Origin of the sequence: Methanosarcina sp. WH1 (assembly GCF_000970005.1) — an archaeon.
Lineage (GTDB): Archaea > Halobacteriota > Methanosarcinia > Methanosarcinales > Methanosarcinaceae > Methanosarcina.
Genome location: NZ_CP009504.1, coordinates 766,709 through 781,884 on the forward strand (window position 1 = coordinate 766,709; position 15,176 = coordinate 781,884).

General features: G+C 42.3%; 13 protein-coding genes and 2 pseudogenes. 6 read left to right on the forward strand and 9 right to left on the reverse strand.

Annotated features, from left to right (window positions below; genetic code table 11):
- Positions 1-10 precede the first annotated feature (10 nt).
- The 3 genes and pseudogenes from MSWH1_RS03415 to MSWH1_RS03425 all read left to right on the forward strand — a co-directional run bounded on the left by MSWH1_RS03415 (position 11) and on the right by MSWH1_RS03425 (position 2,076).
- On the forward strand, positions 11-937 hold the full coding sequence (locus MSWH1_RS03415) for a pentapeptide repeat-containing protein (RefSeq protein WP_197074614.1): 927 nt from the start codon (positions 11-13) through the stop codon (positions 935-937).
- An 18-nt stretch (positions 938-955) separates the two neighbouring features.
- Positions 956-1,318, forward strand: a pseudogene (locus MSWH1_RS03420) (pentapeptide repeat-containing protein); the annotation flags it as partial.
- Positions 1,319-1,446: 128 nt separating this feature from the next.
- Positions 1,447-2,076, forward strand: a complete 630-nt coding sequence (locus MSWH1_RS03425) for a transglutaminase family protein (RefSeq protein ID WP_048126116.1) — start codon at positions 1,447-1,449, stop codon at positions 2,074-2,076.
- A 48-nt stretch (positions 2,077-2,124) separates the two neighbouring features.
- Here the strand turns inward: MSWH1_RS03425 and MSWH1_RS03430 are convergent, their stop codons facing one another.
- Positions 2,125-2,805 carry a phosphoglycolate phosphatase gene (locus MSWH1_RS03430; protein WP_048126118.1) on the reverse strand — a complete coding sequence of 227 codons (681 nt, stop codon included), beginning with the start codon at positions 2,803-2,805 and terminating at the stop codon, positions 2,125-2,127.
- A gap of 201 nt (positions 2,806-3,006) precedes the next feature.
- Positions 3,007-3,984: a DNA repair and recombination protein RadA gene (gene radA / locus MSWH1_RS03435; RefSeq protein WP_048126120.1), complete on the reverse strand. Its 978-nt coding sequence runs from the start codon at positions 3,982-3,984 to the stop codon at positions 3,007-3,009.
- A gap of 287 nt (positions 3,985-4,271) precedes the next feature.
- Here radA and MSWH1_RS03440 point away from each other — a divergent pair, with 287 nt between their 5' ends.
- The 3 genes from MSWH1_RS03440 (at position 4,272) to MSWH1_RS03450 (ending at position 5,999) form a co-directional block, all read left to right on the forward strand.
- Entirely contained in the window at positions 4,272-4,736 is a 465-nt protein-coding gene (locus tag MSWH1_RS03440) for a phosphopantetheine adenylyltransferase (RefSeq protein WP_048126122.1), read from the forward strand.
- Between the two features lie 75 nt (positions 4,737-4,811).
- Positions 4,812-5,144 (forward strand): hypothetical protein, encoded by a 333-nt coding sequence (locus MSWH1_RS03445; protein ID WP_048126125.1) that lies wholly within the window; start codon positions 4,812-4,814, stop codon positions 5,142-5,144.
- 21 nt (positions 5,145-5,165) lie between these two features.
- Positions 5,166-5,999, forward strand: coding sequence for a TIM barrel protein (locus tag MSWH1_RS03450; RefSeq protein ID WP_048126127.1), 834 nt, complete (start codon positions 5,166-5,168; stop codon positions 5,997-5,999).
- Positions 6,000-6,034: 35 nt separating this feature from the next.
- On the opposite strand, the gene MSWH1_RS03455 is transcribed toward MSWH1_RS03450, so the two are convergent.
- From MSWH1_RS03455 to MSWH1_RS03495, 7 genes and pseudogenes are all read right to left on the reverse strand, one after another.
- Positions 6,035-7,396, reverse strand: a complete 1,362-nt coding sequence (locus tag MSWH1_RS03455) for an energy-coupling factor ABC transporter ATP-binding protein (RefSeq protein ID WP_048126130.1) — start codon at positions 7,394-7,396, stop codon at positions 6,035-6,037.
- A gap of 11 nt (positions 7,397-7,407) precedes the next feature.
- Positions 7,408-8,190, reverse strand: a complete 783-nt coding sequence (cbiQ, locus tag MSWH1_RS03460; RefSeq protein ID WP_048126132.1) for a cobalt ECF transporter T component CbiQ — start codon at positions 8,188-8,190, stop codon at positions 7,408-7,410.
- Positions 8,191-8,305: 115 nt separating this feature from the next.
- Positions 8,306-8,647: an energy-coupling factor ABC transporter substrate-binding protein gene (locus MSWH1_RS03465; RefSeq protein WP_048126134.1), complete on the reverse strand. Its 342-nt coding sequence runs from the start codon at positions 8,645-8,647 to the stop codon at positions 8,306-8,308.
- The gene (locus tag MSWH1_RS03470; protein ID WP_048126135.1) at positions 8,644-9,351 is read right to left on the reverse strand and encodes an energy-coupling factor ABC transporter permease; all 708 of its coding nucleotides are present in this window, start codon (positions 9,349-9,351) and stop codon (positions 8,644-8,646) included. The genes MSWH1_RS03465 and MSWH1_RS03470 overlap by 4 nt, the downstream gene beginning before the upstream one ends.
- 691 nt (positions 9,352-10,042) lie before the next feature.
- Positions 10,043-11,497, reverse strand: a pseudogene (tnpC, locus tag MSWH1_RS03475) (IS66 family transposase).
- Positions 11,498-11,831: 334 nt separating this feature from the next.
- Positions 11,832-12,293 carry a YqaA family protein gene (locus tag MSWH1_RS03490; protein ID WP_048126139.1) on the reverse strand — a complete coding sequence of 154 codons (462 nt, stop codon included), beginning with the start codon at positions 12,291-12,293 and terminating at the stop codon, positions 11,832-11,834.
- 230 nt (positions 12,294-12,523) lie between these two features.
- Positions 12,524-15,130, reverse strand: coding sequence for an S-layer protein domain-containing protein (locus MSWH1_RS03495; protein WP_048126141.1), 2,607 nt, complete (start codon positions 15,128-15,130; stop codon positions 12,524-12,526).
- Between the last annotated feature and the right edge of the window lie 46 nt (positions 15,131-15,176).

Below are 15,176 nucleotides of genomic sequence, written 5' to 3' on the forward strand. Positions count from 1 at the left end.
AGATAAAAGTTTGTGGCAAAGAAAAAATATTATGACATTAAGAGAGGAGTTGAAACAGCTTGGTGATAATACCAAAAAAGATGCGAAACAAATCTATGAGAAGGTAAAACAATACCCGTTGATTAGCCTATTTTTCATAATCGCTGTATTGCTATTAATTGCACTTCCACATTGGCAAGTATCCGGAATAAATAACGCTATAGAAAAAGTCACTCAAGAAAATCAGTCCCGTGCAACATTAGCTCAAATACTAGGTGGTGTAGCTATCGGTATTGGGCTTTACTACACATGGCGACGAATTACTATTGCTGAGGAAGATCTGAAAGTTACTCAGGAAAATCTAAAAGTTACTCAAAAGAATCTAAAAGTTTCCCAAGAAGGCCAGATTACCGAACGTTTTACTCGGGCTGTTGAACAATTAGGAGCTATTGATCAATCAGGAAATCCAGCAATAGAGATTAGGTTAGGTGGAATATATGCCCTTGAACGAATCTCAACCGAATCTGAGAAAGACTACTGGCCGATTATAGAAATTTTAACTGCTTATGTTAGAAAGAATTCGAGTGTTGAAAATCAATCAAACGAAAATTTTCTGACAACTGGATATATATCCATGGATATTCAAGCTAATGAAAGTACACATAATGAAGTTCCCGAAGTAAATTCTTTGTCATTGGACATTGAAGCAGTTATTACAGTTCTTGGAAGAAGTAAACATAGATATATGGATAAAGAGTCTAAATGCCTTAATCTAAAGAATACGTTTTTTAAATGGTTAACACTTAAAGATGCTCATTTTGAAGGAACTAATTTTAGCAACGCCCATTTTGAAGGGGCTGTCCTTAAAAATGCCCATTTTGAACAAACGGATCTTTTCAGAGTTTATTTTGAACACGGTTTTCTAATAGAAGCTCATTTCGAACATGCTATCCTATAAGAAACTCGGTTCGAAAATGTTTATTTTATAGGCGCTTATTTTGAAGGATCTGAGATTGATGGGGCTCATTTTGAAGGATCTGTGATTGATGGGGCTCATTTTGAAAAGGTTGACATTAATTTGGCTCACTTTGAAGATGCTAGTATGATAACTACTCACTTTGAAGGAGCTAATCTCCTTGAAGGGACTAATCTTGAAGATGCTAACCTTGAAGGAGCTAACCTTGAAGGAGCTTATCTTCAAGGAGCTATAAATTTAACAAGTGACCAGCTTTCTAAAGTGAAAACCCTTTATAAAGCAAAGTTAGACAAAGAGCTCGAAATACCCTTAAGAGAGAAGTACCCCGCCCTTTTTGAAAAACCTGATCCAGATAAACTATAAGTTTATACATTCCTTATTAAAACGCGAATTTAATTCATAGTTACTGAGCAAATCAAGGTGTACCAATAAAAAAGTAGTTTCCGTCTCATATTTAAATTTCATAGAGGCTTTGTAGTATTTATTGACAGGTGAGTAAGACGCACACTGAAAGCAATAATCTTCAGGATTACCTCAAAAAGAATGAGATCATAAACTACGATCATAAGCTGATTGTTGAGAAGTGCCTTGAATTACAGAAAGGCATGGAAGAGGGGGACGAAATCAGTTTGATTAAGAAAATCTATGAATTTGTCCGGGATGAGATTCATCATTCAGGGGATATAGGTGCACAGGAGGTTACCTGTAAGGCATCAGAGGTTTTAGAGTTTGGGCATGGGATCTGTTGTGCTAAATCTCACCTGCTTGCAGCCATGCTAAGATTTTATGGGATACCAACCGGGTTCTGTTATCAGAAATTTTGTTCAAGCAAGGACGTTAACAGGAAATTCTTGCACGGCTTAAACGCGGTATATTTAAAAGATTCAAAAAAATGGATCAGGCTGGATGCAAGAGGCAATAAGCCAGGCATAGACGCTCAGTTTTGCATGGACGAGGAAAAGATTGCCCGACCAGTTAATAAAGAGCTTGGGGAAGAAGACAATCCGATAATATTCATAGAGCCAAATCCGACTGTTGTAGAGGTATTAAATACAAGTAATAATAGGGACGATATGTGGGAGCAGTGGGAACTTGGGCTGAAAGACCTGTTCAGCGTTTGAGAGTTAAATCCTGAGAGTTAAATCAAGAAACCGCATATGTCGCGATTTTTATATCCAGCCTTTCGATTCCAGATACTCGAAGGCTTCTACTGCTCCTTCCCCAAAAGAGGTTTCAGTTACATAATCTGCACCTTCCTTAATTTGCTTATCGCCGTTTGCAACAGCAATCCCGAAACCTGCAGCCTCAAACAGCTCAACATCATTTGCAGAATCCCCTATTGCCACAAAGTCCGAAGCCGCAAGCCCCATCATTCCTGCAATCTTTCGGAGGCCTGAGCCTTTGTTGACTCGGGTACTTTTGATGTGGACTGCATACTTGGTATCAACCATTTCGACATCAAATTTTTGAGTTTTCAGAAGAGATCTGGCTTTTTCAAGGTCAAAGTCCCGCCGGAGGGCAATCTCGGTTTTTCGGTAGAAGGGATCGAGTTTGGTGAGCTTGAAATGTTCGGATAGGAAAGAGAAGGCTTTTTCACATTCTTCCAGGCTTTCTTCAAAAGTGCCATTCAAATCATAGCGGACAGTAATAGCGCCTCCGTTTTCGGCGATCACAGCTCCGTCCAGGCCGAGAAGCTTTGATGTTGTCCTTGCATAACATAGAGTGTTGCCTGTGGCAAGGACTACCGGAACTTTAAGGGAACGGATTTTTTTGACGGCTCCCAGATGGAGTTCCCTGTTTTCGCAGGTAATTGTCCCGTCAATGTCAACGACAATAGCTTTGAATTTCATTGAAAAGAGATGGGAACGGGGAGATAAAATGTTTCCCCATTCACAGTTTTTTGAATAGATGTATCTAGATGTATAAGGCTCTGTTCGCCTTAACTCTACTCATCCTTAATTGAACTGATCTTAATTGAACTGATCTTAACTGAACTGATCTTAACTGAAATGATCTTAATCGATCTTAAATTTCTTCACTGATCTCCACTTTCACTGGTCAGTAAGTCCGGCTGTGGTGACTGCAACGACAGCTTCCCCTTCAGGCAGGTTGGGGGAGTCTACCAGGCGGATAATTCTCTTTTCTCCTTTGGATTTCCGCAGGTAGAGTCTGAAGGTTGCTGTGTGTCCCACAATATGTCCTCCGACAGGCTTTGTGGGATCACCAAAGAATGCGTCGGGTTTTGCCATAACCTGATTTGTAACAACCACGCAGGCATTGAACAAGTCTCCGAAGCGGAGTAGGCCGTGCATATGCTTGTTTAGCTTCTGCTGCCTGTCTGCAAGGGTTCCCCTTCCTACATATTCAGCTCTGAAGTGAGCCATAAGAGAGTCAACGATCATGAGGCGAACGGGTTTTCCCATTTCTTTGAGCTCGTTTGCCAGGTCTGTTGCAGAGTCTACAAGAAGGATCTGGTGATTGGAATTGTATGCCCGTGCAACATGAATGTTCTGAAGGAATTCTTCAGGATTAAGTTCCATTCCGTACTTCTCGGAAAGCCCCTTTACCATCTGGGTGATCCTTTCCGGCCTGAAGGTATTTTCAGTGTCGATTATAATGACGGACCCGCTGAGACCTCCATACTCTTTGTCCATCTGGACATTCACTGCGAGCTGGTGAGCCACCTGGGTCTTCCCGGAACCGAATTCTCCGTACAGTTCGGTAATAGCCTGGGTCTCTATGCCCCCTCCCATCATTTCGTCAAATTCCGTACAACCGGTAGTCAGCTTGCCTACCAGCTTCCTTCTTTCAAGCACAATATCTCCGGTTTCAAATCCCCCGATATCAGCAGCCTGCCTTGCAGCATTGATGATTTTTGCGGCAGTCGATTCCCCTATTTCGGCTGTAGTTGCAAGTTCAGAAGGAGAGGCTACGGCCACTGCTTCAATAGTGTTAAATCCGGCTTCTTTGAGTTTTTCTGCAGTTGCAGGGCCAACTCCTGGCAGATCTTCAAGTGCTATTTCGCTCATTACAGATTCTCCTGGATGCACATGTTTGTATAGGGTGCATGACGGTTGCTCCACTATGGTTTTGTGGGTATATATAGCTAGAGGAGGCGGGGTGAAAGTATTACAGAAAAACTTGTAAAACGCAGGCAGAATATTGCAACACTGTCAAAAAGAAGGAGATAAGAGATCTTTTTTTACATTTACATTTACATTTAGCATTTACAAAAAATAAGGGAAAAGATAAAGAAATTCCCCAGAAAACCGAAAAAAACCAAAACTTCTTTTTACTTAGTAGATTATCACCCATCATGCCAAAGGTCGCCTTAGGCGGTACGTTTCAGTATCTTCATGACGGACACGCCAGTTTAATTGAAAAAGCATTTGAGATAGCAGGGAACGGAAAAGTCTACATAGGGCTTACTTCTGACGAAATGTTGCAAAAAAACCACAATGTTGAAAATTATGAAAACAGGAGTGTCCGGCTGCTTGAGTATATTAAATATATGGGAGTTGCGAAAGAAAAATATGAAGTTACCAGATTGAACGATCCCTACGGCCCGACTCTGGAAGAAGACTTCGACTATATTATAGTCTCTCCTGAGACCTATCCGGTTGCCCTGAAAATTAACTGCATCAGAGAAAAAAAAGGGAAAAAACCTCTTGAAATTGTGTACGTTGAATATGTGATGGCTGAAGACGGGACTCCGATTTCGTCCACAAGGATTGCAAAAGGAGAAATTGACAGGCATGGAAGGCTGAAAAAAGAGTCATAGGCCTGAAACAGCTACATTTTTAGGCATATTCCCTTTCAACAGGTATAAATCCGGACAGGGTTATAAAGTGATAATATGCCCAGAGAATTCACACAAAAAGACATTGAGATTTTTAACAAGCTTGCCCCGGAAACCGGAGGAAGTCAAATTTCACGGGAAGCAGGACACCGTTTTCCTTTCATCCTGCGCCCGGTATCACACAAGTTTGCCGAATCTCCGGAAGACTTCAGGGAAAGGCTCGAGAGGCTGAACGCAGAAGAACTAGATTACCTTGTGGGACTTGCCCTTGAAGGAAAGGAAGATGTCCAGTCTCTGGACGAAGACCTTGAGGAACTGGTGGCGGTAGTTGAGGAAAAGGTATCTCCGGAAAGGGCAAAGCAATTAAAGGACTTTGTGGGAATTTTCTAAAATAGAGACTTTTTGAAAACCATGCCATCTGAAACACTTTTTTTTGGGACTGCCGGAGTTCCCAGAAGCGCAAAAGCCAGCAATAGCCCTGCAGGAATCGAGCGGGTCAGGGAACTGGGGCTCGACTGCATGGAGCTCGAATTCGTGCAGGGGGTGCGCATGAGCGAGAAAGGGGCAGGAAAGGTTCTGGAAACGGCCGGGAGAGAAAACGTAGCCTTGAGCGTACATGCCCCTTACTACATCAACCTGAACTCTCCGGAAGAAGAGAAATTAAAAGCCAGCATGGAAAGGATTTACCAGGCTGCAAGGATAGGCAGCCTCTGCGGAGCAGAGTCGATCGTACTGCACGCAGCATTTTATCAGAAGAGCAGCAAGCAAGCCGCTTATGAGAATGTCTCAAAGGCCCTCCGAGAACTTACAGAACAGCTCAGGGGAGAAAAGATACCTGCAGTCCTCCGTCCTGAGACCATGGGCAAGCGTTCCCAGTTTGGAACCCTTGAAGAAGTGCTTGCCTTAAGCGAAGAAATCGAAGGGGTTATGCCCTGCCTGGACTTTTCCCACATGCACGCAAGAGAAGGGAAAGAAAACTCCTATCCCGAGTTTACGACAATCCTTTCAAAAGTAGAAGATGTTCTTGGAAAGGAAGGGCTTGCAAACATGCACATGCACGTCTCGGGAATAGAATATGACAAAAACGGGGAAAAGAGACATCTGCCTCTTAAAGAATCAGACTTTAATTATCCAGAACTTTTAAAAGCCTTTAAAGAATTCAAAGTATGGGGGCGAGTCATTTGCGAAAGCCCGATCCTGGAAGAAGATGCGCTTCTGTTAAAAAAAACTTATAGCAAACTTTAAGGAAAGGGAAAAAGAGAGGAAGAATATGAAAAAAATCAGACCTTAAAAGCCTCAGGGTCACTATCCGTTTTTTCAGTCCACTTACATCCGCCTTCTCTGTTAACAACGCCTACAGTAAACTCTATCCCACTTTTTTCTACATACTCCCTGGTTCTTTTCAGAGCATGATCTATCATTCCGCCTGTAGTTAGGATAAGGCAGCGTTTTCCACAGAGTGCCATCAGGATCGACTTATCTATAACACCTGAGGTAACGTCCAGGTGAATTCCATCCTGTTCGGCAAGATTCTTGCTTTTCTTGCCCATTGCCCCCACGAAGGCAATTTCTCCATCTTTCAGGATCTGCCTGACTTCTGGCAGGGAATAGCTGTCAGTATCGTAAATCAGAACCCCGCCAGCTTTAATTCCTTTGCGCTTCAGCTCAACAATAGCCCTGCCGTCAGGATGGATGTGCAGAACCGTGGCATTAATAGCTTCATAAGGAGACTGAGTCGCATATTCCCCATACATAACTCCGAGATTCAAGTTGTCACCTTCCCGGACTCCGGGAGGGACATCAACCCACATAAGATCAAGAGGCTTTAAAGTGTTGACAAGGTCAGGTATGCTTTTAGGGGAGTTTTTGCCGTATGCAAGCCCTCTTCTCTCAATTTCATGATATATTTCAAGGGTAGTAGGCTGGCGTAGCCCTGTTTTTTTAAGAAGCTCCTGATCTTTGAAGACCTCCACAGGCGTCCCCTGTCCTATAAGTTTGCTGTTTGATATGAGGTACACATAGTCAGACCAGCGGTAAGCCAGGTCCACATCATGAGTGGAAATGATGATCGTACTCCCAAATTGGTTAAATTCGTTGAGCAGATCCATTATTTCGTCCGCACCCACCGGATCAAGGTTTGAGAGGGGCTCGTCCAGAATGATTACCTCGGGTTCCATCGCCATCACCCCTGCAATTGCAACCCTCTTTTTCTGCCCTCCGCTGAGATGGTGGGGAGGCTTGTCCTTCAAGGTGGAAAGTCCTACCTGTTCAAGGGCTTGCTGTACGCAGGCACCAACTCTTTCTTTTGAATATCCCAGGTTTGCCGGCCCAAAAGCTACGTCCTGATACACTGTAGGGGCAAAGATCTGGTCATCAGCATTTTGAAAAACTATTCCTATGGATTTTCGGATTTCCCGGAGAGACTTTGAATCGTACTTAAAAGGGGCTCCATGGAAGAAGATCTCCCCTTCATCTGGCTTTAAGGTCCCATTCAGGAGCAGAAAAAGCGTGGATTTTCCGGAGCCGTTTTGCCCTACAAAGGCAATCTTTTTTCCTTTTTTGATCTCGATATTTATACCCTGGACAGCTGCAGTTCCGTCCGGGTAGGTGTATTTAAGGCCCCTGGTCTCAAGAATGATCATGATCTGTTACCTCAAATAATGGATATGTTTTTTGTAAAATAAAAAAGTGCAAGGGCTGAAAGGAAGTAGGCAGAGGTAAGCAGCAGTTCTATTGCCCTTACTGGCCTGTGCACTTCGAAGAGAGTCATTTTTCCGTCATAACACCTGGAATTCATAGCAAGAAAGAGCTTATCTCCCTGTTCCCAGGATCTTATAAAAAGTGTACTTCCAAGCATACTCATTGAACTGAGGGAACGCCTGAAGTTTGAATAGCCTAACCTCACAGTCTGGGCATACTTTATGGAAAGGGCCATGTCCAGAAAAACAAAAATGTACCGGTAAATCAGCATGGAAAGCTCGATGAGGGATTCCGGAAGCCTGGTAGCCTTGAACACGGCAAAGAGTTCTATCATAGGAGTTGTAAGCGAAAGGAAGTAAAGGCAGCACATCCCGCTTAAGGACCGTGAAAGCACCAGTAGAGCAAGCTCAAGCCCATCTGCCCTTACAGAGAGAGAATAACCTGCAAGGTTAAAGGACAGAAGTTCCTGCCCCGATCCGGAGAAAAAAGCAATAATAACCACACCTGTTAGTGCAAAGCCTACAGGGGCGAGCAGGAGTTTCAGGTATAATTTAAGGGGAGCCCTGCCAAAAGCAACTGTTGTAAAGCTCATGCAAAGGGCTATGAAAAGAGGAGTTATAGGGGATGTGGATGAGACTCCTACAAGCAGCCCGAAGAGAACGATTGCCATCTTCAACCAGTTATTTCGGTGCCTTAAGGGGCTCATAAGGGCATAATCATCAAGGATATTGGTCATGTGGGGAACCTGCTGATAGGTAGATGAAAGCAAAAATCAGAGATTAAAAATAAAAGGCAAAAGATAAAAAACTTTCCTCCCCGAAAGGAAGATAGTAAAAGGGCAAAAGAAGAGATTATTGAGACTGCCTGTCGCTATTAGGCTTATTCTTTCCTTTGTATCCAAGCTCGTTTTCATAGTTTTTTTTAGCATTATAATAGCCAAGGAAGTAACCGATTACCCCTGCACCGATGGCTGCCTGAAGGCCAAAGAGAAGGCTTTCTATTTCCCCGCTTGGAGGCTCCCAGAAAGGTTCTGCAATTGGTTCGTAGGTTCCCCCGGTGATTTCATTTATCACGTTTTCAGCTTCTCCGTCAGCTCCTCCGTATTCGGCATCCGTTGTAGATGACATATAAACGAATTGCACTGTAAAGATCAGAAGAATTGCAAGTACAATAATTTCTAGTATTCTGCTCATGCGGGAATCCCTCTCAGTTTTTTCACGACCGCAGATTCAATAACTTTCATTTCAATCAGGATATCACTCTTGACGTTGACCACATACTTGAAGAGCAAAGCACTGACAGCGCCTTCCATGATTGCGAGAGGCACCTGAGTAACTGCAAAGACAACAGCAAATTTGCTGAATGAACTCATAACACCTGCAAAGGTGAGTACTCCTCCTGCAGGATAAGCAAGAGCAAGTTCCACTGAGGTGGTTACATAAGTTGCCCAGTCCCCCAAAGCCGTAGCAAGGAACACCACAGCATAAAAATTAAGATTTGCTTTCATTCCTGCCTTATAGACTAGATATGCCACTACAGGGCCAACTATGCCCATGGAAAAGACATTTGCTCCAAGGGTTGTAAGTCCTCCGTGAGCAAGGAAAAGTGCCTGGTAAAGAAGCACAATGGTTCCGAGGACTGCAGAGATTGCCGGACCGAATATAATTGCCGCGATCCCGGTTCCTGTGGGGTGGGAACAGCTTCCGGTTACCGAAGGCAGTTTAAGGGAAGATAGCACGAAAATAAATGCACCTGCGACAGCAAGGAGAGGCAATATTTCGCGTTTTTCTTTGACCAACCGATTCATTTTGTAGATGCCGTACATTATCACTGGAATTGACACTGCAAACCAGGCTTGCCACCAGGGACTCGGTAAAAAACCTTCCATTATATGCATTAAATCACCGTGAGGATATCAAGTAAATATTACTAGTGTTAAGTCAAGTTAAATTGAGTTCTTGGATACATAAAGGTTGCGGTGAGGGAGAAGCAGGCACGTAAGAACCCATAAAATTAGTTTGAAGGGAATGCAACTTCTAAAAAATTGGAGCAAATTTGATCGAACAAGCAAACTTGAGTAGTATATGCTATAAATCTGCATAGATATTATATTCAAAAAGGAATAATTATAAGAGATATCCACACCTATATACATCATTCGAAGAACTTACGGGGAAGATTAACTAATTTCAGTGTCAGTAAACGGGAATAGTGCGACATTGAAAGTAAAATTGTGTAGAAATGAGACCTATGATAAAGAACAAGAAAAAGAAAAAAGAAAAAAAATGGAGGTTATAATCGAGCATTGATTCGTTTTTGAAGACCTGGAAGACAGGTCTGAATGGCAAGCAAAGCAAATAGAAATCAACTAAAATTGCTTTAGCAAAAATACATTGTACCCTGAGTTATATAAATATATCCATTTGGTTCGTTTAGAGGAAAAGTCTTGAAACAAGATCGTCAGAGAGGAGATACTGTGGGAGAATAATAAGAAGATTTAAAAGGAGAATTTTCAGAAATAAAAAAAATTTGGTAACTATTCAGCCACTGATAAAAAAGTATGTTTTTTCAGCAAAATGCTGAAATTCTCAGAATAATAGCGGCGCTCCTTTGAGCGCCGCGAGAATACCGTCTATAACAGGTAAATCGTTCTTTTTAATGGTTGAGATATAAGCTCTAATTCTGCAGAAAGCTTCCGCTCCTTGTATAGTTCTGAAAGTTCCTGATATTTTCTGCTGTAATTTCATCATCCTTATGTCTCTTTCTGCTTGGTTATTCTCAAACGGAACTCTCAAGTCATTGAGGAATCTCAGGATCTGTTTTTTGTTTTCTATAAACCTGTCAAGTAGGTTCCTTGCTTTTGTTTTTGGATTTTTACCACGTTTTCCTTGTTTTTCAGGGTTTAGAGAAGGTGGATTTTCTTCAATCCCTTTCATGACTACAGCATCGAACCTTTCTTCTAACACTTTAATTTGCTCAAAGTCCAGATCTTTGACCTGCTCTTTACACTCATCAGTATACTTTTTCATTTCTGTTAACAGTTCATTCATCTCTTTAGCCCATTGCTGTTTATAGTTCTCCTCAATTCCAGTAAGTTCTCTCTGGAGATGAGCATTGCAAAGAGCATGATCACATTCATAACTGTTATAGGGTTTCCATCCGTCATGAACTGCTATTCCTTTAAACTCTGGAAGAATTCCCATGGCATTAATTGCTTCTGATCCTCTTTTTGAGTGAGCAAAATAACAGGTGTATTTGTCATTAGAAGCTACATGAAGCCAATGCCTTTTTCCTTCAATTTTCATCCCAGTTTCATCACAATGGATTACAGGAGAAGTTATTAACCTCTCCTGACTCACATTTTCAAACTCCTCTAAATTCCGGAAGCATTCTTTTTCTGCTCTGATTATCGTAGCAGAACAGATTTTTATCCCCATAACGTCATCAAAAAACTCTAAAATCCTTTTATAGGGAATAAACTGGTAGTTTTTACAGTAAATTGCTGAAGCTAAAATATTAGGACCATACTGGACGGGATATTTCACAGATTCTGGAAAAGAAGCTTTATTTGATTTTCCACAGTGAGTACAGGTCTTAATCTGACTTCGATGTTCCGTAACAATTAGATTTACAGGAGGAATATCAAAAATTTGTCTTCTCTCATAAGCTTCAACTTCAACATCCTCAAGAGTATGTCCACATTCTTTGCAGCAGGTCAAAGAATGTTCAATTACCTAATCAGGATCATTAACCATATCAAGAGTTGTGCCTGGATGACCTTCTTGACCTCCAGGTTTCTTCCCACTCTTTTTCCGGAGACTCTTGGGATTAGGTTTTTCTTTGACTAAAAAGTCAGTAGAAGGAGGTTTACTGCTGTTTCTGCTATTTTGATTTAAGCGAGATTCTAAAATCCTTACACGTTCTTCTAGTTCAGCAATTCGAATAGCTTGTTCTTCTATGATAGTTTCAAGTCTCTGGATTACAGAAATTACAGCTTCAGGACCAGCTTCATAGATAACGAGGATCTCTTCACGTGTAAGCATAATAACGAAACAAAATAGGATTCAATTTATATGCAATTTTTCCTCGAAAAGAGGAAAAATTGTAGCCTTTCAAAGGCTACCTGAATTGTTACAAAATTTGTTTGAAAACAAAGAAAAATGCAATCAAAAAAGGGAAAAGCAAAATCTGAAAAAACTAGTTTTGAAAAAATCAAAGTTGCCCACAACAAAAACAGTAAACCAATTTACTGGCGACTGAAGGATCAAAATAAAATCTTTTTACTTTTATTATTTATAAGCCTCAAATCTCCTTTTACTTGGATAAGTCCTTCTACTGATGATAAGTCTTTAGATTCATTTTGCCAATTGGCATACCTCAAAATCTGCCATTAAAAAACACTACTGAATAAGCAAGTACTAAATAACGTGCGAATTTCCCCAGAAAGACCAGGATTGAAAAAGATCTGAAAGGAAGCTGCATAAGCCCTGCAACCATGGTAATCACATCCCCTATACCCGGCACCCAGGTGAAAAGAAGGGTATAGATTCCATATTTGCTAAAAAGCCTTTCACTTTTCTCGAGCTTTTCAGGAGAAGGAGAGAGATACCTTTCAAGTACATGTCGCCCTTTTAAACCCAGGTAGTAGGTGGTACATGCCCCGAAAAAGTTACCGGTGGTGGCGACCATGACTACGGTAAGAGGGCCAAACCCCTTGTAAATGAGGGCGATTACCAGAGCTTCCGACCCGAAAGGCAATACTGTAGAAGCCAGAAAACTCAGGACGAAAAGATGAAGGTAACCGTAGTCAACAATAAAGGCACTCAGGGTTTCAAGCATAATATTCCTTCTCTTACACTTCTGCTTACTATTTTATTATATTACTTTTATGCCTGTGTGAGAAAGCCTCCAGTAAAATATCAAGGAAAGTGTCCGTTTAAGATATCCAGAAAACCATCAAATTGAGATCCGGAAAGTTGTCAGGTCGAAAATCCGAAGAAAAAAAGAAAAAAGACCGGAATCAAAAATTAATTTCCGGTCCCTGCTGCAGAAGAAGTACCAAACCTGGTTCAATTTCTTCTTTTCCTGAGCAGTACGAATGCCGTGGCGAGTATTCCGAAAGTTGCAATTCCGCTGAAGAAAGGAGCTGACTTCGTTACTTCATAGCTTCCGCTCAGATCCCCTACCTCAACCGTATATGCCCCTGCTTCTTTCTCAGCATGGGAGAATTCAACCACTGTACTTGTGCCAGCTTCCAGGCTCACGGTTTTGGAATCTACGGATTCGCCGTTGATCAGCAGTTCCACTTCGGTTTCTCCTGCAATATTACCGGTGTTTGCAACGTTCACCTTGATTGCAACTGCGTCTCCGCCCTCAACAGAAGCAGGCTCGATTGAAAAGTCCGAAAATTTAAAATTGGCTTTGTCTTCAGAAACCTCAATAACTGTTTTTCCTTCCTCATAACCTGTCTTTGTAGCATTTACAGTATATGTACCCGGAGCAGTTATCCAGTAAGAGACACTTCCGTCTGTACCCGTCTGTCCTTCAACCTTCTGTCCGCCGAAGTAGACATCCACTCCAGAGACAGGTTTCTTTTCTACAGAGTCGGTAACCTTTATATTAATCTGGTCTCCTTCCCTGATGGTTTCCGGAGAGATTGAAAGCAACAGCTTCAGGACCCCTGCTCCTACAATGTCCACGTCCTTAGTGCCGGAAATATACCCTGCCTTTTTTGCAGATAGTGTTAAACTACCTTCCTGCCCGGGGGTGTACATAAGAGTTCCGTCATCTCCCGTGGTCCCGATGCTCTTACCTTCAAGGAGGATTTCAACATCGCTGACTGAAACGCTTCTTGCCGTGACCAGGATTTCTGCTGCCTGCCCGACCACAAGGACATCGGAGGTTTCTATTTCCAGCTGATCCTGAGCAGCAGTCTCAATTTCAACATAGGGATAGAAGCGCAAGACCGAGGAGTCAGCAACCCTTAACTTGACGTTGCCCATCAGGTCAATGGTATTGCCCTTTGAAAGGGAAATAGAGTCATCATTCTTCATTTTTATTCCTGAGCTAGAAATCGTATTTATCTCCATCCTGCCGAAAGAATCTCCCTGAGAGAGCTCAATGTAATCGTCGGAGATCTGGAAAACCCCTTCTATAAACACAGCATCTGTTTCCTGAGATCTGAAGACAGTGTTTATGTGGACTGCGATCATCGGGACTCCTTCAGCCTTTCCAATGTCGGCCTCGTAGATGTAGTCGCCGTTCTGGGAAATGATTTCCGAATCCACCAGTTTCCCATCTTTATAAAGCTCAAAGATAACTTTTTCTCCGCTAACGTCGACTTCTGAAGCTTTGAGGGAGTAGCCGTTCTCGAGAGTTATTGAAGAGCCCGTAAACATCGACTTTTTGTTATCGTCATCAATCAGGACTTTTGCCAGGATACTGTCCGAAAGCACACTCACGCTCTTAGAATTTCCAAGGGTATTATCAGGATAGCCTGCAAAATACTTCTCAGCCATGAACCCGACAACCTCATAGCTTCCCCAGCCTTCGTGCTCAAATTTCACAAGAGCGGGGCTGGTGGAATAAACAAGCACCTCGTTATCAACTGATCTTCCACTGATTTCTTTTGTGAGAGTCAGGCTTTCGGTGGACACATTTTCATCGATGTTGTAATAGAATCCTTCAAAGTTGAAAGGGGTCCAGACAGTTGTATCAAACACTTCATCGTGGACCGTTCCCCTCAGTTCATAGTTTCCGGGCTTGGAAGTCTCAACTATGGGGGCAAAGCGGAGTTCGCTGGCATCAGCCACAATGAAGCTGAGTATTCCCATTATTTCGATGGTATTTCCCTTGCTGAGAGTGATAGAATCACGGTTTTTCATTGTGATTCCGGAACTTGAAGTGGAACTTATTTCCATTTTCCCGAATCTGTCCCCATTCTCTATCTGGACATATTCATCCGAAATCTGGAAAATACCTTCAACAAAAACCGCATTGGTTTCTGTACCACTGAAGATTTGAGCTAAATGGACTGCAATAAGGGGTACCTTATCCACGCCTCCAAGCTCGGTTTCATAAACATAGTCAGTGTCGGAAGAGAGGAAGCCGTCATCTATCACATTTCCATCTTTTTCGAGCTGTACCCAGACTGTATCCCCACTTACGTCTACTTCCACAATGTTCAGGGAATAACCTTCTTCAAGTATGAGGGAAGAGCCCGTGTACAGGGATTTTTTGTCATCGTTATCTATCAATATCTTTGAAAGCTGTCCTTCCGAAATAACACTGATTTCGTCCTTTACAAAGCTGGAATTTTTTGTATATCCCGCAAAATACCGCTCTGCCATAAACCCTATAACCTGATAGGAGCCCCAGTCCCCAAATTCGAATTCCGTTTCAACGGGTTTTGTCTCATACTGCAATCCGTTTTTCTGGATACTCCGGCTGCCAGCGGTAAGCTGGACCGTCATATTCTCGGAGCCTTCTCCTGTATCAAGGTCATAGTAAAAGCCCGAGTACGTTTGAGGAGTCCAGGTATAAGTAAGACTCTGGTTTGAGTTTTCATCCCAGATGCGGTTGCCTGTTGAATCTGAAACCTCTGCGACTGCAGTTTCACACAGCAATCCGAGCGCCAGAAATAGACATAGAATTATTATATATTTTTTAGTCCCCAAGTTAGACCTCCTTTTGAGATAACGGATAAGAGGGTGCAGCTTTTCG